Raw genomic sequence first — 14300 nt, 5'->3', positions numbered from 1 at the left:
TCGTGCCGAAACGACTGCTCAGCGTGGCGCTCGTGCTGCTGTGCGCGGTCGGGTGTGTGCATGCGGCGGACCCCGTGGCGGTGCCTGCGCCCGCCGATCCGGCGGTGGTGCAGACCGGTACGGGCGCGGTGCGCGGCGTCGAGGATCCCGGGCACAGCTTCTTCGGCGGCATCCCGTACGCGGCCCCGCCGGTCGGCCCGTTGCGGTTCCGGCCGCCGGAGCCCGCGCTCCGCTGGGACGGGGTACGGGACGCGTCACGGCCCGGCCCCCGATGCCTGCAGGCCCCCGGGCCCGACCCGGAGTTCGGCACCGGCAGCGGGGAGGATTGCCTGTCGCTGAACGTGTGGACGCCGGCGACACCCGACGAGCCCAAGGCCGTGCTGGTCTGGTTCCACGGCGGCAGCTTCATCAACGGCGACGGCGGCATGTTCGGCGCGCGCCGCCTGGTCGAACGCGGCGACATCGTCGTGGTCACCCTCAACTACCGGCTGGGCGCGCTCGGATTCCTGGCCCACCCCGCGCTGGGCCCGCCGGGCGACGTCGGCAACTACGGCCTGGCCGATCAGCAGGCTGCGCTGCGCTGGGTGCGCGAGAACATCGCCGCGTTCGGCGGTGACCCGGATCGGGTCACGGTGGCCGGGGAGTCGGCCGGCGCGATGTCGGTGTGCGACCACCTGGCCGCGCCCGGCTCGCGGGGTCTGTTCCACGGCGCGATCATCATGAGCGGTCCCTGTCAGGCCCAGGCCGCACTGCCGCACGCCAGGCGCGTCAGCCTCGACTATGCCGCGGCAGCCGGATGCGGTGACGTCGCCGCGGCAGCCGGGTGTCTGCGCGGCGCCCGGGTCGACAGGCTGCGCGAACCGGTCTTCTACGCCCGGCTCGGCGTCGAGCAACTGACCGGCCCGGTGACCGCAACGACGGCGCTGCCGGTCGATCCGCTCACCGCCGCCGCCGACGGGACCACGGCACGGGTTCCGGTGCTGATCGGCACCACTCGCGACGAGTTCACCCTGTTCACCGGGCTGCGCTATCTGCGCACCGGGCAGCGGATCGGCGCCGCGGGGTATCCGCATGCCCTCGCCGAGGTCTTCGGGCCCGATGCGGCCGCGGTGGCGCAGCGCTACCCGGCCGACCGCTACCGCGAGCCCGAGCTGGCCTACTCGGCCGCGCTGACCGATGCGGAGTTCGCGTGCGTGGCCGACCGGCTCGCCGCCGACCTGAACCGGCACCAACCGGTCTACGCCTACGAGTTCGCCGACCAGGACGCGCCGGCCCCCGAACCGCTGACGACGTTGCCGTTCCCGGTCGGCGCGAGCCACTCGCTGGACGTGCGCTACGTCTTCGACGTCGGCGGGGCGCCGGACCTGACCGCCGCGCAGCGTGACCTGAGCCGGCAGATGGTCGACTACTGGGCCGCGTTCGTGCGGACCGGAGCCCCCGCGACGGACTGGCCGAGGCGCGGTTCCGGTCGGGTGATGACGCTGCGCCCGGACGGCAATACGGTGGTCGACGACTATGACAGGGCGCACCAGTGCGCCTTCTGGGACGCGCTAGGCTGACGCAGGTCCGGGGCTCGCGGCCGGGATTTGGAGCACGTCCCGATCTAGGGCATACTGTTCGGGTTGCCTTGAGCCGGGTTCGCTCGGCCGGGCATGCGACCGGCGCCCCTCGGGGCGCGTCTGGTCCCCAACCTTCGATCGCGACGAAAATCCGCCGCCTTCGAGCGTGCGTTCGGGCGACACACCCGACCGCGGGGACCGGTGAACCAGAGACAGGTAAACAGCGGCGGCACAGCCAGGCCCAGCAGGGTTCCGGATCTCCCGGACGGCGTGGGGCCATGAGTAGTGAGGTAGGAGAAGCGTGGCGGGACAGAAGATCCGCATCAGGCTCAAGGCCTACGACCATGAGGCGATCGACGCCTCGGCGCGCAAGATCGTCGAGACGGTCACCCGGACGGGCGCCAGCGTGGTCGGCCCGGTGCCGCTGCCGACCGAGAAGAACGTGTATTGCGTCATCCGGTCTCCGCACAAGTACAAGGACTCGCGCGAGCACTTCGAGATGCGCACCCACAAGCGCCTGATCGACATCCTCGACCCGACGCCGAAGACGGTCGACGCGTTGATGCGCATCGATCTGCCGGCCAGCGTCGACGTCAACATCCAGTAGGAGACCCACAAGAATGGCACCCTCAAGCAATTCGGGCGCTCCGCGCCGCGGCATTCTGGGCACCAAGCTGGGCATGACGCAGGTGTTCGACGAGAACAACAAGGTCGTGCCGGTGACGGTCGTCAAGGCCGGGCCCAACGTCGTCACGCGCATCCGCACCGCGGAGCGCGACGGGTACAGCGCCGTGCAGCTCGCCTACGGCGAGATCAGCCCGCGCAAGGTGAACAAGCCGCTTTCGGGGCAGTACGCCGTCGCCGGCGTGAACCCCCGCCGCCACCTCGCCGAGCTGCGGCTCGACGACGAGGCCGCGGCCGCCGAGTACGAAGTCGGCCAGGAGCTGACCGCCGAGATCTTCGCCGACGGCAGCTACGTCGACGTGACCGGCACCAGCAAGGGCAAGGGCTTCGCCGGCACCATGAAGCGGCACGGCTTCCGCGGCCAGGGCGCCTCCCACGGCGCGCAGGCCGTGCACCGCCGGCCGGGCTCGATCGGTGGCTGCGCCACCCCGGGCCGTGTCTTCAAGGGCACCCGCATGTCGGGCCGGATGGGCAACGACCGCGTCACCACGCAGAACCTGAAGGTGCACAAGGTCGACGCCGAGAACAACGTCCTGCTGATCAAGGGCGCGATCCCCGGACGCAACGGTGGACTGGTGATGGTCCGCAGCGCAGTTAAGCGAGGCGAGAAGGCATGACTCTGACTCTTGAGGTACGGACGCCCGGCGGCAAGACGGATGGCTCCATCGAGCTGCCCGCCGCGCTGTTCGACGTCGAACCCAACATCGCGTTGATGCACCAGGTGGTCACCGCTCAGCTTGCGGCGGCCCGGCAGGGCACGCACTCGACCAAGACCCGCGGCGAGGTCCGCGGCGGCGGCAAGAAGCCGTACCGCCAGAAGGGCACCGGCCGCGCCCGTCAGGGCTCGACGCGCGCGCCGCAGTACGCCGGCGGTGGCACCGTGCACGGTCCCAAGCCGCGCGACTACAGCGAGCGGACCCCGAAGAAGATGATCCGGGCCGCGCTGCGCGGCGCGCTGAGCGACCGGGCGCGCAACGGCCGTATCCACGCCGTCACCGAGCTGGTCGAGGGTCAGTCGCCGTCGACCAAGAGCGCCAAGGCGTTCCTGGCGAGCCTGACCGACCGTAAGCAGGTGCTGGTGGTCATCGGCCGCGCCGACGAGGCGAGCACGCTCAGCGTGCGCAATCTGCCTGGCGTACATGTCATTTCGCCCGACCAGCTCAACACGTACGACGTGCTCAAGGCCGACGACGTGGTGTTCAGCGTCGAGGCGCTGAACGCCTACATCGAGGCGGGCACCAAGCAGGAGCAGGAGGTAACGGCGTAGATGGCTACCGTGACCGATCCCCGCGACATCATTCTCGCGCCGGTGATCTCGGAGAAGTCCTACGGACTCATCGAGGACAACGTCTACACGTTCATCGTGCACCCCGACTCGAACAAGACGCAGATCAAGATCGCAGTCGAGAAGATCTTCAAGGTCAAGGTCGCGTCGGTGAACACCGCCAACCGGCAGGGCAAGCGCAAGCGCACCCGCACCGGCTACGGCAAGCGCAAGGACACCAAGCGCGCCATCGTGACGCTGGCCGCGGGTAGCAAACCCATCGATCTGTTCGGAGCGCCGGCCTGATCGCCGGACAGGACAAGAACAGGACTGAGTAGAAGATGGCTATTCGTAAGTACAAGCCGACGACCCCGGGTCGCCGCGGCTCGAGCGTGTCCGACTTCGCCGAGATCACCCGCGACCACCCGGAGAAGTCGCTGGTCCGCCCGCTGCACGGCAAGGGCGGGCGCAACGCGCACGGCCGGATCACCACCCGGCACAAGGGCGGCGGGCACAAGCGCGCCTACCGCGTGATCGACTTCCGTCGGCACGACAAGGACGGCGTCAACGCCAAGGTCGCCCACATCGAGTACGACCCGAACCGCACCGCGAACATCGCGCTGCTGCACTACCTGGACGGCGAGAAGCGCTACATCATCGCGCCTTACGGCATCAAGCAGGGCGACACCATCGAGTCGGGCGCCAACGCCGACATCAAGCCGGGCAACAACCTGCCGCTGCGCAACATCCCCGCCGGTACGGTCATCCACGCGGTGGAGCTGCGCCCCGGCGGCGGCGCCAAGCTGGCCCGGTCGGCCGGTGCGTCGATCCAGCTGCTGGGTAAGGAAGGCGCCTACGCGTCGCTGCGTATGCCGTCCGGTGAGATCCGCCGCGTCGATGTGCGTTGCCGCGCCACCGTCGGCGAGGTCGGCAACGCCGAGCAGGCCAACATCAACTGGGGCAAGGCCGGCCGCATGCGCTGGAAAGGCAAGCGCCCCACCGTCCGCGGCGTCGTGATGAACCCCGTCGACCACCCGCACGGCGGTGGCGAGGGCAAGACCTCCGGTGGCCGTCACCCGGTCAGCCCGTGGGGCAAGCCCGAAGGCCGCACCCGCAAGCCCAACAAGGCGAGCGACAAGCTCATCGTCCGACGCCGGCGCACCGGCAAGAAGCGCTAGTCGGCGCTCGGTAAAGGAGACACAGCGATGCCACGCAGCCTGAAGAAAGGTCCGTTCGTCGACGACCATCTGCTCAAGAAGGTCGACGTCCAGAACGAGAAGAACACCAAGCAGGTCATCAAGACCTGGTCGCGCCGCTCGACCATCATCCCGGACTTCATCGGACACACCTTCGCCGTCCACGACGGACGCAAGCACGTCCCGGTGTTCGTCACCGAGGCGATGGTCGGACACAAGCTGGGCGAGTTCGCTCCCACCCGCACCTTCAAGGGTCACATCAAGGATGACCGGAAGAGCAAGAGGCGGTAATGACTACAGCAATCGAGTATCCGTCGGCCTCCGCCAAGGCGCGCTTCGTGCGCGTCTCGGCCACCAAGGCCCGCCGCGTGATCGACCTGGTCCGCGGCAAGAGCGTCGAGGAAGCTCTCGACATCCTGCGGTGGGCGCCGCAGGCCGCCAGTGAGCCGGTCGCCAAGGTGATCGCCAGCGCCGCGGCCAACGCGCAGAACAACGAGGGCCTGGACCCGGCGACCCTGGTGGTCGCGACCATCCACGCCGACGAGGGCCCCACCGCCAAGCGCATCCGGCCGCGCGCCCAGGGGCGGGCGTTCCGGATCCGCAAGCGCACCAGCCACATCACGGTGATCGTCGAGAGCCGGCCGAGCCGGTCCAACCGGGGCGGTGCCTCGGCGTCGGCCGCGCGCGCACGCCGGGCGCAGGCGTCCAAGGCAGCCACCAAGACATCCAAGACCGAGGCCTCTACCGAGGCGAAGGAGGGCTCGGAGTAGTGGGCCAGAAGATCAACCCGCACGGCTTCCGGCTCGGCATCACCACCGACTGGAAGTCCCGCTGGTACGCCGACAAGCAGTACGCGGACTACATCAAGGAAGATGTCGCGATCCGCAAGCTGCTGGCCACCGGCCTGGAGCGGGCCGGCATCGCCGACGTCGAGATCGAGCGCACCCGCGACCGCGTTCGGGTGGACATTCACACCGCGCGTCCGGGCATCGTGATCGGCCGCCGCGGCACCGAGGCCGACCGTATCCGCGCCGACCTGGAGAAGCTGACCAAGAAGCAGGTCCAGCTCAACATCCTCGAGGTGAAGAACCCCGAGAGCCAGGCCCAGCTGGTGGCCCAGGGCGTCGCCGAGCAGCTGAGCAACCGCGTGGCGTTCCGCCGCGCGATGCGCAAGGCGATCCAGTCGGCGATGCGTCAGCCCAACGTCAAGGGCATCCGGGTGCAGTGCTCGGGCCGCCTCGGCGGGGCCGAGATGAGCCGCTCGGAGTTCTACCGCGAAGGTCGGGTGCCGCTGCACACGCTGCGCGCGGACATCGACTACGGCCTCTACGAGGCGAAGACCACCTTCGGCCGGATCGGCGTGAAGGTCTGGATCTACAAGGGCGACATCGTCGGTGGCAAGCGTGAGCTGGCCGCCGCCGCACCCGCCGCCGACCGCCCGCGCCGTGAGCGCCCGTCGGGTACCCGGCCGCGTCGCAGCGGCGCGTCGGGCACCACGGCGACGAGCACCGACGCCGGCCGCGCGGCCTCCGGCGAGGCTCCGGCCGTCGCCGAGGCCACCGCAGGAACCGAGGCGGCCGCAGGCGCCGCTGAGAATACGGAGAGCTAGTCATGCTGATTCCCCGGAAGGTCAAGCACCGCAAGCAGCACCACCCCAAGCAGCGTGGCATCGCCAGCGGCGGGACCCAGGTGAGCTTCGGTGACTACGGCATCCAGGCGCTCGAGCACGCCTACATCACCAACCGGCAGATCGAGTCCGCTCGTATCGCCATCAACCGGCACATCAAGCGTGGCGGCAAGGTGTGGATCAACATCTTCCCGGACCGTCCGCTGACCAAGAAGCCCGCCGAGACCCGGATGGGTTCCGGTAAGGGTTCGCCGGAGTGGTGGGTCGCCAACGTCAAGCCGGGTCGCGTGCTGTTCGAGCTGAGTTACCCCAACGAGGAGATCGCCCGCGCCGCGCTGACGCGCGCGATCCACAAGCTGCCGATCAAGGCACGCATCGTCACCAGAGAGGAGCAGTTCTGATGGCAGTGGGCACATCGCCCGGTGAACTGCGTGAGCTCACCGACGACGAACTGACCGACAAGCTGCGCGAGTCCAAGGAAGAGCTGTTCAACCTGCGCTTCCAGATGGCGACCGGCCAGCTTGCCAACAATCGCCGGCTGCGCACGGTCCGGCAGGAGATCGCGCGGGTGTACACCGTGCTGCGCGAACGCGAGTTGGGTCTGGCCGCCGGACCCGGAGGTGAGGATTCCTAATGGCAGAAAGCGATCAGAAGGGGCCGGCCTACACGCCCCGGACCGAGAAGCCGCGCGGCCGTCGTAAGACCGCGATCGGCTACGTGGTGTCGGACAAGATGCAGAAGACGATCGTCGTCGAGCTGGAGTCCCGCAAGAGCCACCCGCTCTACGGCAAGATCATCCGGACGACCACCAAGGTCAAGGCCCACGACGAGAACGAGGCCGCCGGCGTCGGCGACCGCGTCTCGCTGATGGAGACCCGCCCGACCTCGGCGACCAAGCGCTGGCGCCTGGTCGAGGTCCTCGAGAAGGCCAAGTAAGCACTGCGTGAAGAAGAGCCCCGTCGCCTGCCGGCGACGGGGCTTTTTCGACGAAAGAACCTGGTCGCGGTGTAACCTCCGGACGTGACCACGGACTTCAACGGCAAGATCGAGCTCGACATCCGCGACTCCGAGCCCGACTGGGGTCCGTTCGCGGCGCCGACCGCGCAGCCCGACGCGCCCAACGTGCTCTACATCGTCTGGGACGACGTCGGCATCGCCACCTGGGACTGCTTCGGCGGGCTGGTCGAGATGCCGGCCATGAGCCGCATCGCCGAACGGGGCGTGCGGCTTTCGCAGTTCCACACCACCGCGCTGTGCTCGCCGACCCGGGCCTCGCTGCTCACCGGCCGCAACGCCACCACCGTCGGCATGGCCACCATCGAGGAGTTCACCGACGGTTTCCCGAACTGCAACGGCCGCATCCCATTCGACACCGCATTGCTCTCAGAGGTGTTGACGGAGAACGGATACAACACCTACTGCCTCGGCAAGTGGCACCTCACCCCCATCGAGGAATCGAATCTTGCGTCGACCAAACGGCACTGGCCGCTGTCGCGCGGCTTCGAGCGGTTCTACGGGTTCCTCGGCGGCGAAACCGACCAGTGGTATCCCGACCTGGTCTACGACAACCATCCCGTCTCGCCACCGGCCACCCCGGAAGAGGGTTACCACCTGTCGAAAGACTTGGCGGACAAGACCATTGAGTTCATCCGTGACGCCAAGGTGATCGCGCCCGAGAAGCCGTGGTTCGCCTACGTCTGCCCCGGTGCCGGTCATGCGCCCCACCATGTCTTCAAAGAGTGGGCCGACAAATACGCGGGCGTCTTCGACATGGGCTACGAGCGCTACCGAGAGATCGTGCTGGAGAACCAGAAGCGGATGGGCCTTGTGCCGCCGGACACCGAGCTCTCCGCGATGAACCCGTACTCCGACGTCACCGGCCCCAACGGCCAGCCGTGGCCGGAGCAGGACACCGTGCGGCCGTGGGACTCGCTGAGTGACGACGAGAAGCGGTTGTTCGCCCGGATGGCCGAGGTCTTCGCCGGTTTCCTGTCCTACACCGACGCGCAGCTGGGCCGGGTGCTCGACCATCTCGAACAGACCGGCCAGCTCGACAACACCGTCATCGTGGTGATCTCCGACAACGGAGCCAGCGGTGAGGGCGGTCCCAACGGCTCGGTCAACGAGGGCAAGTTCTTCAACGGTTACATCGACACCGTCGAGGAGAGCCTGCGGTTCTTCGACCAGCTGGGCAGTCCGCAGACGTTCAACCACTATCCGATCGGCTGGGCGATGGCGTTCAACACGCCCTACAAGCTCTACAAACGCTACGCCTCGCACGAGGGCGGTATCGCCGACAGCGCGATCATCTCCTGGCCGAAGGGGATTCGCGCGCACGGCGAGATCCGCGACAACTACGTCAACGTCGCCGACATCACCCCGACGGTCTACGACCTGCTCGACATCACGCCGCCGGCGACGGTGCGCGGCGTTGCGCAGAAGCCGCTCGACGGCGTGAGTTTCAAAGTGGCACTGGATGATCCGGACGCGCCGACGGGCAAGGAGACCCAGTTCTACACCATGCTGGGTACCCGCGGTATCTGGCACAAGGGGTGGTTCGCCAGCGCCGTGCACGCCGCGTCGCCGGCCGGGTGGTCGAACTTCGACGCCGACCGGTGGGAGCTCTACCACATCGAAACCGACCGTAGTCAGTGCCACGACCTGGCCGACGAGTTCCCCGACAAGGTCGCCGAGATGGTCGACCTGTGGTTCGCCGAAGCCCGGAAGTACAACGGCCTGCCGCTGGGTGACCTCGACGTGCTGGAGACCATAGGGCGGTGGCGGCCCACGCTGTCGGGCGATCGCGCGTCCTACACGTACTACCCGGGTACCGCCGACGTCGGCAGTGGGGCGGCGGTGGAGTTGCGCGGCCGGTCGTTCGCAGTGCTCGCCGAGGTCACCGTCGAGGATGCCGACGCGGCCGGGGTGGTCATCAAACACGGTGGCGCACACGGTGGTTACGTGATGTTCCTGCGCGACGGCCGACTGCATTTCAGCTACAACTTCCTCGGCGAGATCGAGCAGACGCTGTCGTCGTCCGAGCCCGTCGGCCCCGGTACCCACAGCCTCGGCTTCGCCTACACCCGCACCGGCACCGTCGAGAACAGCCACACACCGCTCGGCGACGCCGCGCTCTACGTCGACGGCACCGAGGTCGCGACCTATCCCGGCATGCGGGCCATGCCCGCCACATTCGGTCTCGCCAGCGCCACCCTCAGCGTCGGACGCAACGCGGGCTCGCCGGTGTCGCGGTCCTACGCTTCGCCGTTCGCGTTCACCGGCGGCGCCATCACACGGGTCACCGTCGACGTGTCCGGTACCGGGTACGCCGACCTGGACCGGGATTTCGCGCGCGCGTTCGCCCGGGATTGATCTCGTGAACCGCATCCCGGCGGTGCTGCTGGCAGCAGGCGTCTGGCTGGCCGCCCCGGGATGCACGCGCGTCGAGCAGGGGGTGCCGACCGCGGGTACCGACACGTCCGCAGTCGTGACCACCGCGGTGCCCGAACCTGCCGGAAACCCCTGCGTGCCAGAGGAGCTCGCACCGGTGCGGGTACAGGCCGAGATCGCCGACCCGGCGGCTCCCACCGCGACCGTCGGTGTGCCCGAGGGATGGTCGATGGGTTCGTCGCCCGGCGGCGCACGGTTGGAGGGGCCCGACGGCATGTGGGCCACGGTCACCGTCTCGAAGGTCTCGTCGGACCCGGACGAGGCGTTCGCCATCTATGTCGACGATCTCACCGCCGACACCGTGCTCAGCTCCGTGAGTCTGCTCCCCGGAGAGTTGTGCGGCTATCCCGGCCAGACCGTGCTGGGCGTACTGGGCACCGCGGACGACGGCACGGCCACGGTGCAGTACGAGGCGCGGATCGTGCACGTGCCGAGCGGGGGAGCGGCCTATCTGATCGCGGTGTACGTCGAGGCGCCGAGCGGCACGCCCGGCTTCGACGCCGCCGCGACGATGCTGACCGGCGACTTCGAGATCGGCCTACCCTGACATCCATGGTGACCGGCCTCGTCGCGCTGCCAGGGGGGTCGTTCCGGATGGGCTCGACCCGGTTCTATCCGGAAGAGGCCCCGGTGCACACCGTCACCGTCGAGCCGTTCGAGATCGAGGCCCACCCGGTGACCAACGCGCAGTTCGCCGCGTTCGTCGCCGACACCGGCTACCGCACCGTCGCCGAGACCGCACCCGACCCGGCGCTGTTCCCGGGCGCATCGGCGGCGGATCTGGTGCCCGGCGCGCTGGTGTTCACGCCCACCACCGGCCCGGTGGACCTGCGCGACTGGCGGCAGTGGTGGCGATGGGTGCCCGGCGCGTGCTGGCGCGCGCCGTTCGGGCCGGACAGTTCGGTGCAGGACAAACCCGATCACCCCGTGGTGGCGGTGTGCTACACCGATGCGGTGGCCTACGCGCGCTGGGCCGGTCGCCGGTTGCCGACCGAGGCCGAGTGGGAGTTCGCCGCGCGGGGCGGCTCGGCCAGCACCTACGGGTGGGGGGACGACCCGGCGCCCGACGGCCGGCTGATGGCCAACACCTGGCAGGGACGGTTCCCGTACCGCAACGACGGTGCCCTCGGGTGGCGCGGCACCTCCCCGGTGGGTGCGTTCCCGCCGAACGCGTACGGGCTTGTCGACATGATCGGCAACGTGTGGGAATGGACGACGACGCGCTTCGCCGGGCACCACCGGATCGGCGCGGCGCCGTCGTGCTGCCCGCCGTCGCACCCCGATCCAGCCGTCAGCCAGGCCCTCAAGGGCGGGTCGCACCTGTGCGCACCGGAATACTGTCACCGCTACCGACCGTCGGCGCGCTCGCCGCAGTCGCAGGACAGCGCGACCACCCACATCGGCTTCCGCTGCGCCCGCTGACCGCCGACCGCCGGCGATTTGGATCATTTCCCGAGCTCACCTAGTATGTACGGGTTGCCTTGGGCAGACCTCGGCCGATCCTGCGGATGGGCCCTGCGTGCCTTTGGGTGACAAAGACCGCGCACGTCAGGGTCGGTAATCCTGCGTGCACACAGTAACCAGGTCGAGGAGATCTAGTGATTCAGCAGGAATCGCGGCTCAAGGTCGCCGACAACACGGGCGCCAAGGAGATCTTGTGCATCCGCGTGCTCGGCGGATCGTCGCGGCGCTACGCCGGCATCGGTGATGTCATCGTGGCCACCGTCAAGGACGCCATCCCGGGCGGCAACGTCAAGCGCGGCGACGTCGTCAAGGCGGTCGTCGTGCGCACCGTCAAGGAGCGCCGCCGCGCCGACGGCAGCTACATCAAGTTCGACGAGAACGCCGCCGTCATCATCAAGAACGACAACGACCCGCGTGGGACCCGCATCTTCGGGCCCGTTGGTCGTGAACTGCGCGAGAAGCGCTTCATGAAGATCGTCTCGCTCGCCCCGGAGGTGTTGTAGATGAAGGTCCATAAGGGCGACACGGTGCTGGTGATCTCCGGCAAGGACAAGGGCGCCAAGGGCAAGGTCCTGGTGGCCTACCCCGACCGCGAGAAGATCCTCGTCGAGGGCGTGAACCGGATCAAGAAGCACACGGCGCAGTCGGCCAACGAGCGTGGCGCGTCGTCCGGCGGCATCGTCACCCAGGAGGCGCCGATCGCCGTCTCGAACGTGATGCTGCTCGACTCCGACGGCAAGCCGACGCGCGTGGGCTACCGCATCGACGCCGAGACCGGCAAGAAGGTCCGCGTCGCCAAGACCAATGGCAAGGACATCTGAGATGACCAGCACCGAAACCAAGAGCCTGCCGCGCCTGAAGCAGCGCTACCGCGAAGAGATCCGCGATGCGCTGGCCAAGGAGTTCGGCTACGCCAACGTGATGCAGATCCCGGGCGTGGTCAAGGTCGTCGTGAACATGGGTGTCGGGGACGCCGCCCGCGACGCCAAGCTGATCAACGGTGCGGTCAACGACCTGACGCTGATCACGGGCCAGAAGCCGGAGATCCGCCGGGCGCGCAAGTCGATCGCCCAGTTCAAGCTCCGCGAGGGTATGCCGATCGGCGCGCGGGTGACTTTGCGCGGCGACCGGATGTGGGAGTTCCTGGATCGGCTGATCTCGATCTCGCTGCCCCGTATCCGCGACTTCCGCGGTCTGAACGCCAAGCAGTTCGACGGCACCGGCAACTACACCTTCGGGCTGACCGAGCAGTCGGTGTTCCACGAGATCGACGTGGACAGCATCGACCGGCCCCGGGGCATGGACATCACCGTCGTCACCTCGGCGACGAACGACGACGAGGGACGGGCGCTACTGCGGGCGCTGGGCTTCCCGTTCAAGGAGAACTGAGCAGATGGCAAAGAAAGCTCTGGTCAACAAGGCCAACAAGAAGCCCAAGTTCAAGGTGCGGGCCTACACGCGCTGCAACAGGTGCGGCCGGCCGCACTCGGTGTACCGCAAGTTCGGTCTGTGCCGCATTTGCCTGCGCGAGATGGCGCACGCGGGCGAGCTGCCGGGCGTGCAGAAATCCAGCTGGTAAGCCAGCCAACCACTACTAACACAGTTGCGGTAGGCCCCCGAAAGTAATGGACACAGAGGGAACCGCCGCGAGAAAGGTGAACCGGCTGTCATGACCATGACGGATCCGATCGCAGACTTCTTGACACGTCTGCGCAACGCCAACTCGGCGTACCACGACGAAGTGACCCTGCCGCACAGCAAGATCAAGGCCAACATCGCCGAGATCCTCAAGCGCGAGGGCTACATCAGCGACTACCGCACCGAGGACGCCCGCGTGGGCAAGTCCCTGGTCGTGCAGTTGAAGTACGGCCCCAGCCGGGAACGCAGCATCGCGGGCCTGCGCCGGGTGTCCAAGCCCGGCCTGCGCGTCTACGCGAAGTCCACCAACCTGCCGCGCGTGCTCGGCGGGCTCGGTGTGGCGATCATTTCCACGTCGTCCGGTCTGAGGACCGACCGCCAGGCGGCCCGCGAGGGCGTCGGTGGCGAAGTCCTCGCCTACGTGTGGTGAGGGAGGGCTAGAACATGTCTCGCATTGGAAAGAACCCGGTCCCGGTCCCGAACGGGGTCGACGTGACGATCACCGGGCAGAACGTGGCCGTCAAGGGGCCCAAGGGCACCCTGACCCTCGACGTCGCCGAGCCGATCGAGGTCGCACGTGACGAGGACGGCGCCATCGTGGTCAGCCGGCCCAACGACGAGCGCCGCAACAGGTCGCTGCACGGCCTGTCGCGCACGCTGATCGCCAACCTGGTCACCGGCGTGACCGAGGGTTACACCACCAAGATGGAGATCTTCGGCGTCGGCTACCGCGTGGTGGCCAAGGGCAGCGACCTGGAGTTCGCCCTCGGCTACAGCCACCCGGTGCTGATCAAGGCTCCGGAGGGCGTCACCTTCACCGTGGAGACGCCCACCAAGTTCTCGATCTCCGGTATCGACAAGCAGGCAGTCGGCCAGATCGCGGCCAACATCCGCCGTCTTCGCAAGAGCGATCCCTACAAGGGCAAGGGCATTCGCTACGAGGGTGAGCAGATCCGCCGCAAGGTCGGAAAGACAGGTAAGTAGTAGATGGCTACCAAGACTCAAGACGCCGGTCACAAGCCGGTCGGCAAGAACATCTCCGAGACGCGGCGCACCTCGCGGCTGCGCCGGCACGCGCGGCTGCGCAAGAAGGTCGCCGGTACAGCCGAGCGTCCCCGCCTGGTGGTCAACCGGTCGGCGCGGCACATCCACGTGCAGCTGGTCGACGACGCCCAGGGCGTGACGCTGGCGGCGGCCTCCTCGATCGAGGCCGACGTGCGTGCCCTCGACGGGGACAAGAAGGCCCACAGCACGCGGGTGGGTCAGCTCATCGCCGAGCGCGCCAAGGCTGCCGGCATCGACGAGGTCGTGTTCGACCGCGGTGGGTACACCTACGGTGGTCGGATCGCGGCGCTGGCCGACGCCGCACGCGAAGGCGGGCTGAAGTTCTGATGATCGAACTGACCAACGTGAACCAA

General features: G+C 68.3%; 22 protein-coding genes. All 22 read left to right on the top strand.

The window, feature by feature from the left end; genetic code table 11:
- Positions 1–2: 2 nt before the first annotated feature.
- The gene (locus tag G6N31_RS16800) at positions 3–1559 is read left to right on the top strand and encodes a carboxylesterase/lipase family protein (RefSeq protein ID WP_098002463.1); all 1557 of its coding nucleotides are present in this window, start codon (positions 3–5) and stop codon (positions 1557–1559) included.
- A 301-nt stretch (positions 1560–1860) separates the two neighbouring features.
- The gene (gene rpsJ / locus G6N31_RS16795) at positions 1861–2166 is read left to right on the top strand and encodes a 30S ribosomal protein S10 (protein WP_003883485.1); all 306 of its coding nucleotides are present in this window, start codon (positions 1861–1863) and stop codon (positions 2164–2166) included.
- 13 nt (positions 2167–2179) lie between these two features.
- Positions 2180–2860 (top strand): 50S ribosomal protein L3, encoded by a 681-nt coding sequence (gene rplC, locus G6N31_RS16790; protein WP_098002464.1) that lies wholly within the window; start codon positions 2180–2182, stop codon positions 2858–2860.
- Positions 2857–3510 carry a 50S ribosomal protein L4 gene (gene rplD / locus G6N31_RS16785; RefSeq protein ID WP_098002465.1) on the top strand — a complete coding sequence of 218 codons (654 nt, stop codon included), beginning with the start codon at positions 2857–2859 and terminating at the stop codon, positions 3508–3510. The genes rplC and rplD overlap by 4 nt, the downstream gene beginning before the upstream one ends.
- Positions 3511–3813, top strand: coding sequence for a 50S ribosomal protein L23 (gene rplW, locus G6N31_RS16780; protein WP_098002466.1), 303 nt, complete (start codon positions 3511–3513; stop codon positions 3811–3813). It begins immediately after the preceding gene.
- 35 nt (positions 3814–3848) lie between these two features.
- On the top strand, positions 3849–4685 hold the full coding sequence (gene rplB / locus G6N31_RS16775; RefSeq protein WP_098002467.1) for a 50S ribosomal protein L2: 837 nt from the start codon (positions 3849–3851) through the stop codon (positions 4683–4685).
- Positions 4686–4712: 27 nt separating this feature from the next.
- Positions 4713–4994 carry a 30S ribosomal protein S19 gene (rpsS, locus tag G6N31_RS16770; protein ID WP_003892827.1) on the top strand — a complete coding sequence of 94 codons (282 nt, stop codon included), beginning with the start codon at positions 4713–4715 and terminating at the stop codon, positions 4992–4994.
- A complete protein-coding gene (rplV, locus tag G6N31_RS16765; RefSeq protein ID WP_098002468.1) occupies positions 4994–5473 on the top strand; it encodes a 50S ribosomal protein L22 in 480 nt (159 codons plus the stop codon). The genes rpsS and rplV overlap by 1 nt, the downstream gene beginning before the upstream one ends.
- Positions 5473–6312, top strand: coding sequence for a 30S ribosomal protein S3 (gene rpsC / locus G6N31_RS16760; protein WP_098002469.1), 840 nt, complete (start codon positions 5473–5475; stop codon positions 6310–6312). The genes rplV and rpsC overlap by 1 nt, the downstream gene beginning before the upstream one ends.
- A gap of 2 nt (positions 6313–6314) precedes the next feature.
- Positions 6315–6731, top strand: a complete 417-nt coding sequence (gene rplP, locus G6N31_RS16755) for a 50S ribosomal protein L16 (protein ID WP_098002470.1) — start codon at positions 6315–6317, stop codon at positions 6729–6731.
- Positions 6731–6964 carry a 50S ribosomal protein L29 gene (rpmC, locus tag G6N31_RS16750; RefSeq protein WP_098002471.1) on the top strand — a complete coding sequence of 78 codons (234 nt, stop codon included), beginning with the start codon at positions 6731–6733 and terminating at the stop codon, positions 6962–6964. The genes rplP and rpmC overlap by 1 nt, the downstream gene beginning before the upstream one ends.
- A complete protein-coding gene (rpsQ, locus tag G6N31_RS16745) occupies positions 6964–7266 on the top strand; it encodes a 30S ribosomal protein S17 (protein ID WP_098002472.1) in 303 nt (100 codons plus the stop codon). Before rpmC ends, rpsQ begins: the two co-directional genes overlap by 1 nt.
- 84 nt (positions 7267–7350) lie before the next feature.
- Entirely contained in the window at positions 7351–9702 is a 2352-nt protein-coding gene (locus G6N31_RS16740; RefSeq protein WP_098002473.1) for an arylsulfatase, read from the top strand.
- Between the two features lie 4 nt (positions 9703–9706).
- A complete protein-coding gene (locus G6N31_RS16735) occupies positions 9707–10327 on the top strand; it encodes a hypothetical protein (RefSeq protein WP_098002474.1) in 621 nt (206 codons plus the stop codon).
- A 5-nt stretch (positions 10328–10332) separates the two neighbouring features.
- A complete protein-coding gene (locus tag G6N31_RS16730) occupies positions 10333–11202 on the top strand; it encodes a formylglycine-generating enzyme family protein (protein WP_098002475.1) in 870 nt (289 codons plus the stop codon).
- A gap of 176 nt (positions 11203–11378) precedes the next feature.
- Positions 11379–11747, top strand: coding sequence for a 50S ribosomal protein L14 (gene rplN, locus G6N31_RS16725; protein WP_014814254.1), 369 nt, complete (start codon positions 11379–11381; stop codon positions 11745–11747).
- Positions 11748–12065, top strand: a complete 318-nt coding sequence (gene rplX, locus G6N31_RS16720; RefSeq protein WP_098002476.1) for a 50S ribosomal protein L24 — start codon at positions 11748–11750, stop codon at positions 12063–12065. It begins immediately after the preceding gene.
- A 1-nt stretch (position 12066) separates the two neighbouring features.
- Entirely contained in the window at positions 12067–12633 is a 567-nt protein-coding gene (gene rplE, locus G6N31_RS16715; protein ID WP_098002477.1) for a 50S ribosomal protein L5, read from the top strand.
- A 4-nt stretch (positions 12634–12637) separates the two neighbouring features.
- Entirely contained in the window at positions 12638–12823 is a 186-nt protein-coding gene (locus G6N31_RS16710) for a type Z 30S ribosomal protein S14 (RefSeq protein ID WP_098002478.1), read from the top strand.
- 90 nt (positions 12824–12913) lie between these two features.
- Positions 12914–13312: a 30S ribosomal protein S8 gene (rpsH, locus tag G6N31_RS16705; RefSeq protein ID WP_098002479.1), complete on the top strand. Its 399-nt coding sequence runs from the start codon at positions 12914–12916 to the stop codon at positions 13310–13312.
- 14 nt (positions 13313–13326) lie between these two features.
- Positions 13327–13866, top strand: a complete 540-nt coding sequence (rplF, locus tag G6N31_RS16700) for a 50S ribosomal protein L6 (RefSeq protein ID WP_098002480.1) — start codon at positions 13327–13329, stop codon at positions 13864–13866.
- A gap of 3 nt (positions 13867–13869) precedes the next feature.
- The gene (gene rplR / locus G6N31_RS16695) at positions 13870–14274 is read left to right on the top strand and encodes a 50S ribosomal protein L18 (RefSeq protein WP_098002481.1); all 405 of its coding nucleotides are present in this window, start codon (positions 13870–13872) and stop codon (positions 14272–14274) included.
- Positions 14275–14300: the final 26 nt, after the last annotated feature.

The sequence above is a fragment of the Mycolicibacterium duvalii genome (assembly GCF_010726645.1).
GTDB lineage: Bacteria > Actinomycetota > Actinomycetes > Mycobacteriales > Mycobacteriaceae > Mycobacterium > Mycobacterium duvalii.
This window is presented reverse-complemented; position numbering and strand designations above follow the sequence as displayed.